This is a genomic window from Arthrobacter sp. B6, assembly GCF_001663775.1.
GTDB lineage: Bacteria > Actinomycetota > Actinomycetes > Actinomycetales > Micrococcaceae > Arthrobacter.
Map to the genome: position 1 here is coordinate 857,066 of NZ_KV467169.1, position 15,684 is coordinate 872,749.

Below are 15,684 nucleotides of genomic sequence, written 5' to 3' on the forward strand. Positions count from 1 at the left end.
CCAGGGCAGCCTGCCGGGAGCGGCGCGCCAGGGACAACGGAACAGTTAGGGGAACGCATGAAGATTGATTTCGCTTCATCGAGGCAATCAACTCTTGGTGTGGAGTGGGAGCTGGCGCTCGTGGACGGCCAAACCGGGGAGCTCGCCTCCGTGGCCAACGAGGTCCTCCGGGGCGTCGCCGCCAAGCACCCTGAACTGAACGAGGACGACGAACACCCCCACATCAAGCAGGAACTCCTGCTGAACACCGTGGAACTTGTCACCGGCATCTGCCAGACCGCCGCCGAAGCCAAGGAAGACCTCAGCAGGTCCCTCGCCGCCGTCCGCGAAGTCACGGACCCCATGGGCGTGGAAGCCTTCTGCGCCGGGAGCCACCCGTTCAGCCCGCCCCAGCTGCAGCCCGTCACGGACAAGGCCCGTTACGCCAAGCTGATCGACCGCACGCAGTGGTGGGGCCGGCAGATGGTCATCTACGGCGTGCACGTCCATGTGGGCCTGGACCGGCGCGAAAAGGCCCTTCCCGTGCTGGACGGCCTGGTCAACTATTTCCCGCACTTCCAGGCGCTCTCGGCGTCGAGCCCTTTCTGGGGCGGGGAGGACACCGGCTACGCGTCGCAGCGGGCCCTGATGTTCCAGCAGCTGCCCACGGCCGGCCTGCCGTTCCAGTTCCCGTCCTGGGAGGAATACGAGTCCTACGTTCAGGACATGTTCACCACCGGCGTGATCGACACCCTCTCCGAAATCCGCTGGGACATCCGCCCGGTTCCCAACCTGGGCACCATCGAGATGCGCATTTGCGACGGCCTGGCCACGCTGGAGGAAGTGGGCGCCATCGCCGCCCTCACCCAGTGTCTCGTGGACGAGTTCTCCACCACGCTGGACAACGGCGAGACCATCCCCACCATGCCGCCGTGGCACGTCCAGGAGAACAAATGGCGTGCCGCCCGCTACGGTATGGAGGCCATCATCATCCTCGACGCCAAAGGCAGGGAGCAGCTGGTCACGGACCACCTCCTGGAGACCCTGAACCGGCTGGAACCCGTGGCGGCGAAGCTTGGCTGCCCGGACGAGCTCGCCGACGTCGAAAAGATCATCAGCCGCGGGGCCGGCTACCAGCGCCAGCGCCGCGTGGCCGCCGAGCACGGCGGGAACCTGCAGGCAGTGGTGTTGGACCTCGTCAAGCAGATGCGCAACGGCCCCACCGCATAGCTGGTTGCTCTAAAGGACGTGGTCCCCAAACATCCTGTTGGGGACCACAAGTTAAGAGCAACGGGGGGATCAGGCGGGGAGCGAGACCGACGTGACCGGCATGGAGGAGTCCGGCGCGAAGCGGATACCGCTGGGCGCCACTCCGGCCATGACCAGCCGGGCACCCAGGGCTGCCACCATCGCACCGTTGTCCGTGCAGAGGTCCAGCGGCGGAACGTGGAGGGTGATGCCGGCTGACGCGCAGCGCTGGCCGGTCAGCTCCCGCAACCTGGAATTGGCCGCCACGCCTCCGCCCAGCAGGAGGTCCTTGATTCCATTCTCACGGCAGGCCAGCACGGCCTTCGAGGTGATGACATCCACAGCGGCTTCCTGGAAGCCGGCAGCGATGTCTGCCACCGGCACGTCCTCGCCGCGGGCCTCGAACTGCTCAACGCACCGGGCCACCGCGGTTTTCAGGCCGCTGAATGACCAGTCATAGCGGTGCGGGCCAGGTTCTTCGGCGGTCCCCATGTATTTGGGCTGGGTGAGGCCGCGGGGAAAGCGGATGGCCTTGGCGTTTCCGGTCTTGGCCAGCCGGTCGATGACGGGACCGCCCGGATAGCCGAGGCCCAGGATGCGGGCCACTTTGTCGTACGCTTCGCCGGCGGCGTCGTCGATCGTGGAGCCCAGCAGCCCGACGTCGTCGGTGATGCTGTTGATCTTGAGGATCTCGGTGTGCCCGCCGGACACCAGCAGGGCTCCGAGGTTGTCCGGCAGCCGCGGGGCACTGCCCGCCTGGCCATCGAGGAGCCCCACGCCCACATGGGCCACCAGGTGGTTGATCGCGTACAGGGGCTTGCCAGTGGCCACGGCCAGGGCTTTCGCCGCGCAGACGCCCACCATCAGGGCACCGGCGAGGCCGGGCCCCGACGTGACGGCGATGGCGTCGACGTCCGCCAGCTCCGCCCCGGCGTCGTCAAGGGCCTGCCGCAGCGTGGGGACAAAGGCATCCAGGTGCGCCCGGGACGCGATCTCGGGGATCACGCCGCCGAAACGCACGTGTTCATCCATGGACGAGGAAACAGTGTTGGTCAGGAGCGTGGTGCCGCGGACTATTCCGACGCCGGTCTCGTCGCAGGACGATTCGATGCCCAGCACCAGGGGCTGCGAGCGGTTCATGGCTGGTCTGCTTCCGTCGTGGGGTTGTCGTCGGGTGCGAGCTGAAGCCGCATAATCAGGGCGTCCACGCCGTCGCGGTAATACCGGCGGCGGACGTGGATCTGCACAAACCCGAACCGTGAGTACAGCTGCTGCGCCCGCGGATTGTCCGCGCGGACCTCAAGCAGCACGTCCTGGGCACCGCGCCGTCCGGCCTCCCCGATGAGCTGGGTGAGCAGGGCAGAGCCGATCCCCCGGCCTTCGAATTCGGGAACGACGGCGATGGTTTGCACATCCGCGATGGGCTCGATGCACATCAGGCCGGCGTAGCCCACGATCCCGGACGCTGCTTCGGCCACGAGGTACCGGCGGGTGTCGGTCTGCGACAGTTCGTCGAGGAACATGTGGAGGGGCCAGGCATCGGCGGGGAAGAGCCGCTGTTCCAGGGCGTTGACCGTGGGCACATCCTCCAGGGTCATGTCGCGCAGGACCACCCCGTCAGCGCCGGGCACGGCCGGGGTGCTCACAGCGCCCGCTTTCGCGGTCCGGGGACCTGGGCGTCGGATTCGCGCAGGTACAGGGGCGTTGTGTCAGGCAGTTGCCCGCCGCCGGCAAGCCGGGCCAGCGCGAACTGGCCCAGGAACAGGGCGTCGGGCTGTTCGGCGCTGAACGCGGGGTTGGCTTTCAAGACGTCGGAGTACAAGCCTGCGCCGGCGCCGTAGGCGGGCAGGTCCGGGAGGTCTGCGGCGAAGCCCACGTGCGGGCCGTCTTCCAGGAGCGGCAGCTGCCCCTCCGCGAGGCTGTACCGGGCCCAGTAGACCTCTTTGCGGCGTGCGTCGGTGACCACCAGGAATTCGCGCACGGCGTCAGTGGATTCGGCGACTTCCAGTGCGACGGCGTCCAGGCTCATCATGCCGTAGAGGGGTTTGTTCCAGACGAAGGCCAATGTCCGGGCCGTGGCGATTCCGGACCTCAGACCGGTGAACGGACCCGGGCCGACGCCGGCGACGATGGCGTCGATGTCGCGGCCCGCGACCCCTGCCGAGGCGAGGAGGTCCTCGATGCCCGGGGCCAGCACCTCGGCGTGGCTGCGGGTGTCTTCGGTGGCGAAGCTGGCCACCACGCCTTCCAGTGCGTCATCGGACACCAGTGCGGCGCTGGCCACGGCGGAAGTATCGATGGCAAGAATGAGCATCAGGCTGTCCCTTCGATGTTTCCGCCGAGGGCAGGCCGGGACGCCCAGCGCGGACCGAAGCCGCGCATCACGATGGTTCGCGGTTCGTCGTCGTTGTCGTCCGTATCAAAGTCCAGGACCTCGGGTTCGCCCTCGCCGGCTTCGGCCTTGGAGCGCGGTTCTGTTGCCGGCAGGCCGATGGAGCGGTGCAAGTCAATTTCGAGCCGGCTCTCGCTCAGGTGTTCCACGCGGCCGCGGCCCCATTCCACCACCGTCACGGCTGAGTCCATGGTGTTCTCCAGGTCGATATCGTCAATCTCCGACGCCGATCCAAGCCGGTAGGCGTCCACGTGCACCAGGTCGGGGCCGCCGGGGCGGGGACCGTCGGGCAGGTTGGGGTGGATGCGGACCAGCACGAATGTGGGAGAGATAACGCCCGACCGCACCCCCAGGCCTTCCCCGAGGCCCTGGGTGAACGTGGTCTTTCCGGCACCCAGTTCGCCGGTCAGCACCAGCAGGTCACCGGCATCCAGCATGGGCGCCAGAGCTGCGGCGAGCTCATGGGTCTGGTCCGCCGTCGACACCTTAAGCGTCAGCTCCCAGTTGGCCCGGGGGCCGGCTCCTGCAGCGGCGTCAGTATCCGGAAGGCTCATGATGCGGACTGCTTCCCGGATCCGGGCACAGCGGCGGCCTCGTTGATGAATTGGCGCGGAACCCGCGGACTGATCCGACTCACGATCTCGTAGTTGTTGGTTCCGGCGGCGCGTGCCCAGTCGTCAGCGGTGGGTCCGCCGTCGGCCCCGCTGCCGAAAACTTCCGCCTCCGCACCCAGCAGCCCCGCACCGGCCGGGCCCGTCCCGCCGAGATCGATCACCATCTGGTCCATGGCGATCCGTCCCACGACGGGATAAGTGTGGCCGGCCACCCGGACGGGGCCGCCCGTGGCCACGCGGGGAACGCCGTCCGCGTAGCCCACGGGGATCAGGGCCAGGGTGCTGGGGCTGGTGGTGTGGTAGCGGAGGCCGTAGGAAACGCCCTGCCCCTCCGGGACCTGCTTGCACTGCGACACGATTGTCCGCAGGCTCATGGCCGGGCGGAGTCCGAGTTCGGCGGATGTCTGGCCGTCGAACGGGGAAAGGCCGTAGATGCCCAGTCCCACGCGGACGAGGTCGAAGTGGGTGTCGGGCCGGGACAGCGTGGCCGGGGTGTTCGCAAGGTGCCGGACCTCGGGGTCGACGCCCGCATCCTCGGCCACGGCCAGCACCTCACGGAAGGCGGCCAGCTGGTGGTCGGTTTCGGGCCGTTCGGGCTCGTCGGCAACGGACAGGTGGGAAAAGATGCCCACCACGCGAAGGAGGCCCTGGTCCTGGTATTCGAGCGCCTCCCCCACCAGGTTGTCCCAGCCTGCAAGGGTGACGCCGTTCCGGCCCAGGCCCGTGTCCACTTTGAGGTGGACCCTTGCGGGGCGTTCCTGTTCCCGGGCGGCGGCCACAATCCTGTCCAGCTCCCAGCCGGAGCATCCGATGTCGATGCCGGCAGCCACGGCGGCGCCGAAGTTGGACTCAGTGGTGTGAAGCCAGGCCAGCATGGGTGCCTCGATGCCCGCAGTCCGGAGGGCGAGGGCTTCGGAGATGTGGGCGACGCCCAGCCAGGAGGCCCCCGCTTCAAGGGCGGCCCGGGCCACTGGAACCGCGCCGTGCCCGTAAGCATCGGCTTTCACGACCGCCATGATCTTCGCCGGAGACGCCGCTGCTGCCAGCCTGCGGACATTGTGGCGGATGGCGTCGAGGTCGATGACGGCGGAGCGTTCGTAGAGCGGATCCGCTCCTGGGGCCGCGCTGAAGTCACCTGTTGCTACGGGGTAAGTCACCTTAGTGATTCTAGTGCGGGCGGCGCAGCCGCAAATCACAGCCGCAAAATCGCAGGTCCGGGCGGGCGCCCTCAGGCGTCGGAGAGGTGGGCGATCGTGGCTGTCGCCCTGCGCTGGGCGGCCAGCGGAACGTCCCGGACAATTTCCTCGAGGAAGCCGTAGCGGCGGAGCCACTGGCTGCTCTGGCGTTCACGCCGGGCGTTGGCCCGCTGCCACCAGTCGGCGATGTCGCCCCAGCCCGGAGCGGCCAGGGAACCGCCCACTTCCTGGACCGCCAGCGACGCGCACAGGTTGGCGAAACGCAGCCTGTTGCCCAGCGGCCACCCCGCGAGGCTGCCAACGATGAACGCGGCGTCGAAGCAGTCGCCGGCGCCGGTGGGGTCGAACGCCGAAACCGGCAATGACGGAACCCATTCCTCCTCGCCCGTCTCCGAGTCCACGGCCATCGCCCCCTGCGCGCCGAGCGTCACCACGGCCACGGGCACGCGGTCCGCGAGGGCGTAGAGCGCGGCCCAGGGGTCATCCTTGCCGGTGAAGGCCATGGCCTCGCGCTGGTTGGGCAGGAACGCATGGAAGTACTGCAGGTTCTCAAGCCGGACCGGCGACCACTTCCCGCTGGGGTCCCAGCCCACGTCCCCGAACAGTTTGACTCCGGACTGGTGCGCGGCCACCGCCCAGGGTTCAATTTCGAGGTCCAGTTCGGCGATCCCGGCGAGCGCGGGGGGCGGCGGACCGATCAGCTCCGACGACGTCACCGGGGCCGGGTGCCCGTGCGTCACCAGCGAGCGGTCCTTCTGGACGCTCAGGGACACCGTGACCGGCGAGTGCCACCCGGGGATGCGGCGGGACAGGCTGAGGTCCACATGTTCCTGCCCGGCCAGGATTTTCCAGTTGTAATCGCCGTAGCCGTCGTCACCGAAGGCCGCCGCCAGCCCTGTTTTCAGGCCTAGCCGGGCAGCTGCGATGGCCTGGTTCGCCACGCCGCCGGGACAGCTTCCCATGCCCTCGCTCCAGATTTCCGTTCCCGGCTCCGGCGCGTGGGGCAGCCCGGTGAAGATGATGTCCTGGAACACCGTGCCGGCAAGTATCAGGTCGAACTCGCCGTCCGACGGCGCGCGGACGGCAGAGAGCGGGTCGAAGCGGCGGGCGGGGATGGCGTCCATGTCCGGCACGATACGCCCTGGCGCCCGCCAGCGATAGGGGCGGCCCGCCGTCGGGCCTAGACTGCTGGTTATGCGGCTCATGATTGCCGGCGGCGGCGGCTTCCGGGTTCCCCTTGTGTTCCGGGCGCTGCGTTCAGGCGGCTTCGCGGGGCTGGCCACGGAACTGGTGCTGTATGACGTCGACCCTGCCCGCCTCAGTGCCGTGGCGGCCGTGCTGGCGTCCATGCCTTCCCCGGCCGGGGCGCGTGGCCGGCCCCTCCCCATCAGCACCACCACCTCGCTGCCGGACGCGCTCAGGGGCACAGACATGGTGTTCGCCGCGATCCGCCCCGGCGGGACGGCCGGACGCATCGCGGACGAACGGGTTGCCCAGGACCTGGGCCTGCTGGGGCAGGAAACCACGGGAGCGGGCGGGATTTCGTACGCCCTGCGCACCATTCCGAGGATGCTGGAACTCGCCGCGCAGATGCGGGAGCACTGCCCCGACGCCTGGCTCATCAACTTCACCAACCCCGCCGGGATGGTCATCGAGGCCCTGCTCCCGGTCCTCGGTCCGAAGGCTATCGGCATTTGCGATTCCGCCGGCGGGCTGGTGCACCGGGCCGCGCGGGCCGTCGGGATTCCGTTGCAGGACGGAAGGCTCGACGGCGTGGGGTACTACGGGCTCAACCACCTCGGCTGGCTGTACCGGCTGGAGTCCGGCGGACGGGACCTGCTTCCCGGCCTCCTGTCGGACCCGGCGGCCCTCCACACCTTCGAGGAGGGCAGGCTGTTTCCGCAGCCGTTCCTCGCCGAGCTCGGCGCCCTGCCCAACGAATACCTCTATTACTACTACCGGCGGCACAGCGCCGAGGCGGCCATGCGGACCATGCCGCAGACCCGCGGCGAGTCCATCCACACGCAGCAGGCCGAACTCTACCCGCGGCTCGCCACGGCCGGCGCCCGCGCCTACCGGCTGTGGGACGCGGCCCGCCGCTCACGCGAGGAGGGCTACCTGGCCGAGGCCCGGACGCAGGGTGAGCAGCGTGACGAGGATGACCTTGCCGGCGGCGGGTACGAACGCGTGGCACTGACGGTCATGCGCGCCTTGGCGGGCGGCACGAGTGACACACAGCTGATCCTGAACACGCGCAACACCCTGCCCGCCGGTCCTGGCGGGGATACCCAGCCGAAACCGGCCATTCCGGGACTTCCGGCGGACGCCGTCGTCGAGGTCCCCTGCACGGTGACGGCCGACGGCGCGGTGCCGCTCCCCCAGTCCGCTCCCGGCCGGGACCAGCTCGTCCTGCTGCGCCGGGTCAAGGAGGTGGAGCAGCTCACCGTCGGGGCAGCCACCCACGGTGACCGGGCCGCCGCCCTCGACGCCTTCGCCAGGCATCCACTCGTGGACTCACCGGACTTGGCGGGGGCATTGCTCGCAGGCTATGAACGGGCGTTCCCGGCGCTGCTGCAGCTCTGGCGCTGAAGGCCCGCCGTGGCGGCACTCACGCGCGCCACGTCACCCGCCGGGCACCTGCCGGGAGGCCGCACGTTAACGTCAGGAGTAGTGTTTTATCCGATGCACAATTGAGGCGCGCACGCGGCGCCGGTGCTGGAAGGAGTTGCCGTGGCACTGATCCGCAGGGTCGCCCTGCTCTCCCTCCACACCTCGCCCATGGAGCAGCCGGGCTCCGGGGACGCCGGCGGGATGAACGTTTACATCCGCGAGCTCGCCTCCGCCCTGGCCGAGGCCGGCGTGGAAGTGGAAATCTTCACCCGGTCCACCTCCGCCAGCCAGCCCGCCGTCGAGCATCCGGACCCCGGCGTCTGCGTCCACAACGTCCTGGCCGGCCCGCCGCACAAGGTGCCCAAGGAGGAGCTGCCCGGCCTGCTGCACAGCATGGTTGCCGAGATCGAACAGATCCGCCAGCGCCAGCCGCACGGCCGGTACGACGTCATCCACTCGCATTACTGGGTGTCGGGCATCGCCGGGCTGGAGCTCTCGGAACTGTGGGGCGTGCCGCTGGTCCACACCATGCACACCATGGCCAAGGTCAAGAACCTGCTGCTCGAATCAGGTGAACAGCCGGAGCCGCGGCGCCGGGAGGTGGGCGAGCACCGGATTGTCGACGGCGCCGCCCGCCTGATTGCCAACACCAGCGCCGAGGCTGAAGAACTGGTGTCGCACTACGGCGCCGAGTACGACCGGATCGACGTGGCCCCGCCCGGCGTCGACCTGGCCACGTTCACGCCGGCCTTCCGTGCACGGTCGCGGGCCGGGCAGGGCATCCCGGCGGACACCTTCCACCTTCTGTTCGCCGGACGCATCCAACGGCTCAAGGGGCCCCAGATCCTGATCAAGGCCGCCGCCAAACTTCGCTCACGGCGCCCCGACATCAAGCTGCGGCTCACCATCCTCGGTGCGCTCAGCGGCAACAAGGACTTCAACCTCCACCGCCTGATCTCGGACGCCGGAATGGACGACGTCGTGACGCACCTTCCCCCGGTGGGCGCCCCCGAGCTCGCGGCCTGGTTCCGGGCCGCTGACGTGGTGGTCATGCCTTCGTACAGCGAATCCTTCGGGCTCGTGGCACTCGAGGCGCAGGCATGCGGAACGCCGGTGGTGGCCACGCACGTGGGCGGGCTGTCCCGGGCCGTGTGCCACGGCCGGACCGGGCTGCTGGTGGACGGCCACCATGCCGCGGACTGGGCCGATGCCCTGGAAGCCCTTTACGACGACCCGGAAACACGGGAGGACATGGGGCGGGCGGCCGCCATCAGGGCCGAGAACTCCGGGTGGCAGCGCACCGCCGCCATCACGCTGGAAAGCTACCACGCCGCCGTCGACAGTCACCTGGTGAGCCGGATGATCCCGGTGGGCCCGGCCCCCTGAGGCGGACGCCCCCGCGCCGCCCGAACCCGAACCGCCCTAACAAAGGACAAAGATGTCTGAACGGATTCCGCTGACCGACCTTGAGATCGCCCGCCACGCGACGATCAGGCCCATCGGCGAAGTGGCGGCAGCGGCCGGAATCAATCCTGACGCGCTGGAACTCTACGGGCGATACAAGGCCAAGATCGACCCCGCCAGGCTGGATGCCCCCGCGCCGGCAGGGAAAGTGGTGCTCGTCTCCGCGATGTCTCCCACGCCCGCCGGTGAAGGTAAATCCACCACCACGGTGGGCCTCGCCGATTCGCTGGCGCGGGCCGGACACAAGGTCATGATCGCCCTCCGGGAGCCGTCGCTCGGACCCATCCTGGGCATGAAAGGCGGCGCGACCGGCGGAGGCTACTCCCAGGTGCTGCCGATGGACGAGATCAACCTGCACTTCACCGGCGACTTCCACGCGGTCACGTCCGCCAACAACGCCCTCATGGCGCTCGTGGACAACCACATCTACCAGGGCAACGAGCTGGACATCGATCCCCGGCGCATGACGTTCAAGCGGGTGCTGGACATGAACGACAGGGCCCTGCGCGAGGTGGTCATCGGCCTGGGCGGGCCCACCCAGGGTGTCCCCCGGCAGGACGGCTTTGACATCACCGTGGCCTCGGAGATCATGGCCGTGTTCTGCCTGGCCACGGACCTGCCGGACCTCCGCGAGCGCCTGGGCAGGATCACGTTCGGCTACACCTATTCCCGCGAGCCGGTCACTGTAGCGGACCTCGGCGTGCAGGGTGCGCTCACCCTGCTGCTCAAGGAAGCGATCAAACCCAACCTGGTCCAGACCATCGCCGGGACCCCCGCGCTGGTCCACGGCGGCCCCTTCGCCAACATCGCACACGGCTGCAACTCCCTGATCGCCACGCAGACCGCCCGGCGGCTTGCGGACATCGTGGTCACGGAGGCAGGATTCGGCGCGGACCTGGGTGCGGAGAAGTACATGGACATCAAGGCCCGTACGGGAGGGGTGGCCCCTTCGGCCGTGGTGGTGGTGGCCACCGTCCGGGCGCTGAAGATGCACGGCGGGGTGGCCAAGGACCGGCTGACGGAACCGGACCTCGAAGCGCTTCAGGCCGGCGTCGCAAACCTCCGCCGGCATGTGCGCAACGTGGAAAAATTCGGCGTGACCCCGGTGGTGGCCATCAACAGGTTTTCCTCTGACACTCCTGAGGAGCTGGACTGGCTGCTGGAGTGGTGTGCCTCGGAAGGCGTCCGGGCCGCCGTCGCGGACGTCTGGGGACGGGGCGGCGGCAATGAGGGGGGCGACGAACTGGCCGCCAAGGTGGCTGCGGTGGTGTCCGCGCCCAACAGTTTCCGGCACCTGTATCCCCTGGATCTCCCGGTGGAGGAGAAGATCCGCACCATTGCCCAGGAGATTTACGGAGCCGACGGCGTGGACTTCTCGGTGCCTGCGCTGAAGCGGCTGGCCGATATCGAAAAGAACGGCTGGTCCGGGATGCCCGTCTGCATGGCCAAAACCCAGTATTCCTTCTCCGACGAGGCCTCCCGGCTGGGAGCGCCGAAAGGCTTCACCATCCATGTGCGCGACCTCATCCCCAAGACCGGAGCGGGTTTCATCGTGGCCCTCACCGGTGCCGTCATGACCATGCCCGGCCTGCCCGCCGCCCCCGCCGCAATGCGCATGGACGTGGACGACGCCGGCAACCCGGTAGGCCTCTCCTAACCCACCAAGACCCTCTCTCACTACCTGCACGTTTTGGGGCAACCCTCTCTCACTACCCGCAGCTTTTCCCGGGACCCTCTCTCACTTCCCGCAGCTTTTCCCGGGACCCTCTCTCACGTCCTGGCCAACAGGCGAAGGCCTGTGGATAACTTCTGCAGCATCGAGCCGTTTCGGGTCACAATGCCAACATGCAAAAGCGCAACATCCTGCCCCGTCATTTGGCTGCGGCTCCGTTCACGATCGATTCGGCCCGGGCCTCCGGCGTTACTGCCAACCGCCTGCGGCGACGGGATGTGGTCCACGTTGGCCGCGGACTTTATAGGCCCTCGGACTGGAACTTTGAACTTGAGGCTGCAGCCCGGGCGTTGTCCGCCGCCTCGCCCGGTGCCTGGATCTCACACGTCACTGCTGCAAGGCTTCGCTGCCAACTGCTCCCGCCTTGGTTGGCAGATTCGACGGAGCTCCACCTAAGCAAGCCACGATCCTTGCCGTCCGTGCGACGTAAGGGCGTGTTCGGCCACACGTTGTTGGCCCGGGAGGACGAGATTGAATTGGTGGACGGCATCCGGATCAGCACGCGGTCCCGGACTTGGCTGGACTTGGCGCGAACGCTGCCGGTGAGAGACTTAGTCTGTATGGGTGATGAATTGGTCCGCATCCCGCGCGTGGATTTCGAAGGGCGGACGCGGCCTTACGACACCGTGGAGGGGTTGCGGGTGCTTGCCGCCCGGCATCCGAACTTGCAGGGCATCGTCCGGGCCAGGGAGGCACTGGACTTGATACGGGTCGGCTCCGACTCCGGACCCGAATCACTGCTCCGCCTGGCGATGACCGATGCCGGCCTCCCCGAGCCGGACCTTCAACTGCCCCTACGAGCCGGTGATCCCTTATCGCCGACAGCGGATCTGGGCTATCGGCACCGGCGGATCGCAATCCAGTACGACGGCGAACATCACCTTCTTGGCGCCCAGATCCTCAGCGACAGGCGGCGCGACAAGGCATTCGAATCAGCCGGATGGACTGTTCTGGTATTTGACAAGGCCGATCTTGCCGACAATTTCGAGCAGGCAATCGGCAGAATTAAACGCGGGCTGCGTAATGCGTGGATTGACCATCCGTATGCCTCTGGCTTTGCTGGCCCCGTGTGAGAGAGCGTCCTCCAAAACCGCGCAGGAAATGAGCGAGGGTCGTAGGGGCAGTCAGGACATCGCTCGGGATGCAGCCGCAACTGTAGCAATTTAGGTCCGGCCGGGTGCTCGTGCGGCACTGCTCATGGCCGACGACGGCGCCCCGCATCTTACGCAGTTGGCTGCGATCCAGCGCGGTGCTGTACACCGCGGCACGTGGAGACGTAGCCGGCCACGCCGGCCGGCGCTCTGAAGGTGGCCGCTTCGAGCACAGCACCTCCCGCATAGCAGTGAGAGAGCGTCACGCCAAAACACGCAGGAAGTGAGAGAGCGTCTCCGGCAGCTTGGACGCTCGTAGCCGCCACGACAAGGACTCACCGCTCAATCGCTGGAGCTGATCCTGCTGACCAAGAGAATCAGCTGATACACATACTCCGGCTTGCCTGATCCAGGCGGGGCGTTCCAATCTCGGCTGATATAGACGGAGACCTGAGTACGGAGGTCATTGACAGGTGCGGTCCGACATCCGAAGTTGCTAATACCATTCTCGACCGGGCTCTTCTCGTCGACTGAGAAGTCGAGGCACTCAGAGAACTTCAGAAGGTAGCCGGACTCCGTAATCATCCGGATAACATCGTCAGCCTTCGGAGCATCGTAACGCTCCCAGATCCTTTGGATCCCGGGGCAGCGAACGGCGATGCAAAACGCCCCCGGCCCCTTGACGTTCTCCGTCGTCAAGGTCCATCCGTCTGTCACCACGAACTGGTCGGCGGCTGCCCTGACACGCGGGACGGCGGCTGCGCTCTTGTTGTAGTCCACCGCAAGAAACGCGGCAATGCCGGCAGCAAGGATGGCAATGACGGAGACCGCCGCGAAGATGCCCTTGAGCCACCCCTTCATGCTGCTCCCCCAGTCAGCGACCACTTCGGTCGGTTCAGCGTAGCGCCCGGAACATCCCGCCCCACGCAAAACGCTCCCCCACCGAAGTGAGAGAGCGTTGCACCACAACCTGCAGGAAGTGAGAGAGCGTTGCAGAAATTCGTGCAGGAAGTGAGAGAGCGTCCGGGGTTAGCGGTCCAGGTCGCCGCGGATGAAGGCCTCAACCTTTTCGCGGGCGAGGTCGTCGTTGAACTGCTCCGGCGGGGACTTCATGAAGTAGCTCGAGGCCGACAGCAGCGGGCCGCCGATGCCACGGTCCAGCCCGATCTTGGCGGCCCGGATGGCGTCGATGATCACGCCGGCGGAGTTGGGTGAGTCCCAGACTTCCAGCTTGTACTCAAGCGACACCGGGGCGTCACCGAAGTTGCGGCCTTCGAGGCGGACGAAGGCCCACTTGCGGTCATCGAGCCACTGGACGTAGTCGGACGGGCCGATGTGGACGTCCTTGGCTGCCATTTCGGCCTCAACGTTGGACGTCACGGCCTGGGTCTTGGAGATCTTCTTGGACTCGAGGCGGTCGCGCTCCAGCATGTTCTTGAAGTCCATGTTGCCGCCCACGTTGAGCTGGTAGGTGCGGTCCAGCGTTACGCCGCGGTCTTCGAAGAGCTTTGCCATGACGCGGTGCGTAATGGTGGCACCGATCTGGCTCTTGATGTCATCGCCCACGATCGGCACGCCGGCCGCGGTGAACTTGTCAGCCCAGGCCTTCGTGCCGGCAATGAACACAGGCAGCGCGTTGACGAAGGCCACGCCGGCATCGATTGCTGCCTGGGCGTAGAACTCGGCGGCTTCCTGGGAGCCCACGGGCAGGTAGCAGACCATTACGTCAGCCTTGGCATCCTTGAGGGCCTGTACAACGTCCACCGGCTCGGCCGGGGACTGCTCGATGGTCTCAAGGTAGTACTTGCCCAGGCCGTCGAGGGTGTGGCCGCGCTGGACGGTCACGCCGGTGGGAGGAACGTCGGCAATCTTGATGGTGTTGTTTTCGCTTGCCAGGATGGCATCCGCGAGGTCCACGCCGACCTTCTTGCCATCTACGTCGAAAGCGGCAACAAACTGGACGTCGTTGACGTGGTACTTGCCAAACTGCACGTGCATCAGGCCGGGGATCGTGGCCTCGGGATCGGCGTCACGGTAGTAGTGCACACCCTGGACGAGCGATGCGGCGCAGTTACCCACACCGACGATTGCAACACGAATCGGATTTGAAGACACGGAACTCCTTTAAGGACAAAACTTCAGCCGCCGGGACGGTGAGTACGAAAACGCACGACGGCGGACAGCAGGCACGGCGCCATGCGGCGCCTTTTCATAGTACCCAACAGAGCGGGGGCCGGAATTGTTCCCCCGCCCCCGCACGCGGTTGGAGCGCTAACAGCGAGGAAGTGTTACGCGTTCTGCCAGAGGCTGGTGTCCGATTCCACCGCAAACTCGTCGATGGCAGTGAGTTCGTCGGTGGTGAACTTCAGGTTGTTGATGGCGGAGAGGGTGTCTTCCAGCTGCCTGACGCTCGAAGCGCCAACCAGGGCAGAGGTCACGGGAGTGCCCTTGGGCTGGTCGCGCAGGATCCAGGCAATGGCCATCTGCGCCAGGGACTGTCCACGGCCTTCGGCAATTTTATGCAGCCCACGGATCCGGTCCAGCTTCTCGTCCGTAATGGCATCCTCGGACAGGAAGCGCGCCTTGGCAGCCCTGGAATCTGCGGGTATTCCGTTGAGGTACCGGTCCGTGAGCATGCCCTGGGCCAGCGGGGAGAAGGCAATGGACCCGGCTCCGACCTGTTCCAGCGCCTCATAGAGGTTGGGGGCGCCGTCTTCAGTCCACCGGTTCAGCATGGAGTAGCTGGGCTGGTGGATGAGCAGGGGCGTCCCGAGTTCCTTCAGGATGCGGGCGGCCTCGAGGGTCTGCTCCGGCGTGTAGGACGAGATGCCGGCATACAGCGCCTTACCGGAACGGACGGCGTAGTCCAGTGCGCCCATGGTCTCCTCCATCGGCGTCTCCGGATCCGGCCGGTGGCTGTAGAAGATGTCCACGTAGTCCAGGCCCATCCGCTGCAGCGACTGGTCAAGGCTGGAGATGAGGTATTTGCGGGAGCCCCACTCGCCGTACGGTCCCGGCCACATGTAGTAGCCCGCCTTTGTGGAGATGACCAGCTCGTCACGATAGGGCTTGAAGTCGTCCGCGAGGTGGCGGCCGAAGTTGGTTTCGGCGGAGCCGTCCGGCGGGCCGTAGTTGTTGGCGAGGTCGAAGTGGTTCACCCCGAGGTCGAAGGCGCGGCGGAGGATGGCGCGCTGTTCGTCAAAGCGTTTGTCGTCACCGAAGTTGTGCCACAGGCCCAGCGAGATGGCGGGGAGCCTCAGTCCACTGCGGCCGACGCGGCGGTAGGGCATGGATTCATAGCGGTTTTCCGCGGCTGAATAAGTCATGCGTTCCATCCTGCCAGCTGTGACGCAGCCTA

General features: G+C 67.1%; 14 protein-coding genes. 5 read left to right on the forward strand and 9 right to left on the reverse strand.

What is annotated here, in order from left to right; translation table 11 throughout:
- The first annotated feature begins 57 nt into the window (after positions 1–57).
- Positions 58–1,209 (forward strand): glutamate--cysteine ligase, encoded by a 1,152-nt coding sequence (locus tag AU175_RS18585; protein WP_066293103.1) that lies wholly within the window; start codon positions 58–60, stop codon positions 1,207–1,209.
- Positions 1,210–1,278: 69 nt separating this feature from the next.
- Here the strand turns inward: AU175_RS18585 and tsaD are convergent, their stop codons facing one another.
- The 6 genes from tsaD to AU175_RS18615 form a co-directional block, all read right to left on the reverse strand.
- On the reverse strand, positions 1,279–2,367 hold the full coding sequence (gene tsaD, locus AU175_RS18590) for a tRNA (adenosine(37)-N6)-threonylcarbamoyltransferase complex transferase subunit TsaD (RefSeq protein ID WP_066293105.1): 1,089 nt from the start codon (positions 2,365–2,367) through the stop codon (positions 1,279–1,281).
- Positions 2,364–2,825: a ribosomal protein S18-alanine N-acetyltransferase gene (gene rimI / locus AU175_RS18595; RefSeq protein ID WP_066294476.1), complete on the reverse strand. Its 462-nt coding sequence runs from the start codon at positions 2,823–2,825 to the stop codon at positions 2,364–2,366. The genes tsaD and rimI overlap by 4 nt, the downstream gene beginning before the upstream one ends.
- A 44-nt stretch (positions 2,826–2,869) precedes the next feature.
- On the reverse strand, positions 2,870–3,541 hold the full coding sequence (tsaB, locus tag AU175_RS18600) for a tRNA (adenosine(37)-N6)-threonylcarbamoyltransferase complex dimerization subunit type 1 TsaB (protein WP_066293109.1): 672 nt from the start codon (positions 3,539–3,541) through the stop codon (positions 2,870–2,872).
- Entirely contained in the window at positions 3,541–4,173 is a 633-nt protein-coding gene (gene tsaE / locus AU175_RS18605; protein ID WP_066293111.1) for a tRNA (adenosine(37)-N6)-threonylcarbamoyltransferase complex ATPase subunit type 1 TsaE, read from the reverse strand. Before tsaE ends, tsaB begins: the two co-directional genes overlap by 1 nt.
- Positions 4,170–5,390, reverse strand: coding sequence for an alanine racemase (gene alr / locus AU175_RS18610; protein ID WP_066293113.1), 1,221 nt, complete (start codon positions 5,388–5,390; stop codon positions 4,170–4,172). Before alr ends, tsaE begins: the two co-directional genes overlap by 4 nt.
- A 71-nt stretch (positions 5,391–5,461) precedes the next feature.
- Positions 5,462–6,553, reverse strand: a complete 1,092-nt coding sequence (locus AU175_RS18615; RefSeq protein WP_066294474.1) for a PfkB family carbohydrate kinase — start codon at positions 6,551–6,553, stop codon at positions 5,462–5,464.
- 70 nt (positions 6,554–6,623) lie between these two features.
- On the opposite strand from AU175_RS18615, the gene AU175_RS18620 reads away from it, so the two are divergent.
- From AU175_RS18620 to AU175_RS22645, 4 genes are all read left to right on the forward strand, one after another.
- Positions 6,624–8,018, forward strand: coding sequence for a family 4 glycosyl hydrolase (locus AU175_RS18620; protein ID WP_066293115.1), 1,395 nt, complete (start codon positions 6,624–6,626; stop codon positions 8,016–8,018).
- Between the two features lie 141 nt (positions 8,019–8,159).
- On the forward strand, positions 8,160–9,425 hold the full coding sequence (gene mshA / locus AU175_RS18625) for a D-inositol-3-phosphate glycosyltransferase (protein WP_066293118.1): 1,266 nt from the start codon (positions 8,160–8,162) through the stop codon (positions 9,423–9,425).
- Positions 9,426–9,477: 52 nt separating this feature from the next.
- Positions 9,478–11,160 carry a formate--tetrahydrofolate ligase gene (locus AU175_RS18630; RefSeq protein ID WP_066293123.1) on the forward strand — a complete coding sequence of 561 codons (1,683 nt, stop codon included), beginning with the start codon at positions 9,478–9,480 and terminating at the stop codon, positions 11,158–11,160.
- 635 nt (positions 11,161–11,795) lie between these two features.
- The gene (locus tag AU175_RS22645) at positions 11,796–12,308 is read left to right on the forward strand and encodes an endonuclease domain-containing protein (RefSeq protein ID WP_331711962.1); all 513 of its coding nucleotides are present in this window, start codon (positions 11,796–11,798) and stop codon (positions 12,306–12,308) included.
- Positions 12,309–12,668: 360 nt separating this feature from the next.
- Here the strand turns inward: AU175_RS22645 and AU175_RS18640 are convergent, their stop codons facing one another.
- The 3 genes from AU175_RS18640 to mgrA form a co-directional block, all read right to left on the reverse strand.
- The gene (locus tag AU175_RS18640) at positions 12,669–13,187 is read right to left on the reverse strand and encodes a hypothetical protein (protein WP_066293130.1); all 519 of its coding nucleotides are present in this window, start codon (positions 13,185–13,187) and stop codon (positions 12,669–12,671) included.
- Positions 13,188–13,355: 168 nt separating this feature from the next.
- A complete protein-coding gene (locus tag AU175_RS18645) occupies positions 13,356–14,441 on the reverse strand; it encodes an inositol-3-phosphate synthase (protein ID WP_066293131.1) in 1,086 nt (361 codons plus the stop codon).
- A gap of 173 nt (positions 14,442–14,614) precedes the next feature.
- Positions 14,615–15,652, reverse strand: a complete 1,038-nt coding sequence (mgrA, locus tag AU175_RS18650; RefSeq protein WP_066293134.1) for an L-glyceraldehyde 3-phosphate reductase — start codon at positions 15,650–15,652, stop codon at positions 14,615–14,617.
- Positions 15,653–15,684 lie beyond the last annotated feature (32 nt).

Excerpts from the sequence above, each read along its gene's own strand:
- rimI (WP_066294476.1), bottom strand. The coding sequence starts at position 2,825 with ATGACCCTGGAGGATGTGCCCACGGTCAACGCCCTGGAACAGCGGCTC.
- mgrA (WP_066293134.1), bottom strand. The coding sequence starts at position 15,652 with ATGACTTATTCAGCCGCGGAAAACCGCTATGAATCCATGCCCTACCGC.
- AU175_RS18620 (WP_066293115.1), top strand. The coding sequence starts at position 6,624 with ATGCGGCTCATGATTGCCGGCGGCGGCGGCTTCCGGGTTCCCCTTGTG.
- tsaE (WP_066293111.1), bottom strand. The coding sequence starts at position 4,173 with ATGAGCCTTCCGGATACTGACGCCGCTGCAGGAGCCGGCCCCCGGGCC.
- tsaD (WP_066293105.1), bottom strand. The coding sequence starts at position 2,367 with ATGAACCGCTCGCAGCCCCTGGTGCTGGGCATCGAATCGTCCTGCGAC.
- AU175_RS22645 (WP_331711962.1), top strand. The coding sequence starts at position 11,796 with ATGGGTGATGAATTGGTCCGCATCCCGCGCGTGGATTTCGAAGGGCGG.
- AU175_RS18585 (WP_066293103.1), top strand. The coding sequence starts at position 58 with ATGAAGATTGATTTCGCTTCATCGAGGCAATCAACTCTTGGTGTGGAG.
- AU175_RS18640 (WP_066293130.1), bottom strand. The coding sequence starts at position 13,187 with ATGAAGGGGTGGCTCAAGGGCATCTTCGCGGCGGTCTCCGTCATTGCC.
- tsaB (WP_066293109.1), bottom strand. The coding sequence starts at position 3,541 with ATGCTCATTCTTGCCATCGATACTTCCGCCGTGGCCAGCGCCGCACTG.
- AU175_RS18630 (WP_066293123.1), top strand. The coding sequence starts at position 9,478 with ATGTCTGAACGGATTCCGCTGACCGACCTTGAGATCGCCCGCCACGCG.
- AU175_RS18615 (WP_066294474.1), bottom strand. The coding sequence starts at position 6,553 with ATGGACGCCATCCCCGCCCGCCGCTTCGACCCGCTCTCTGCCGTCCGC.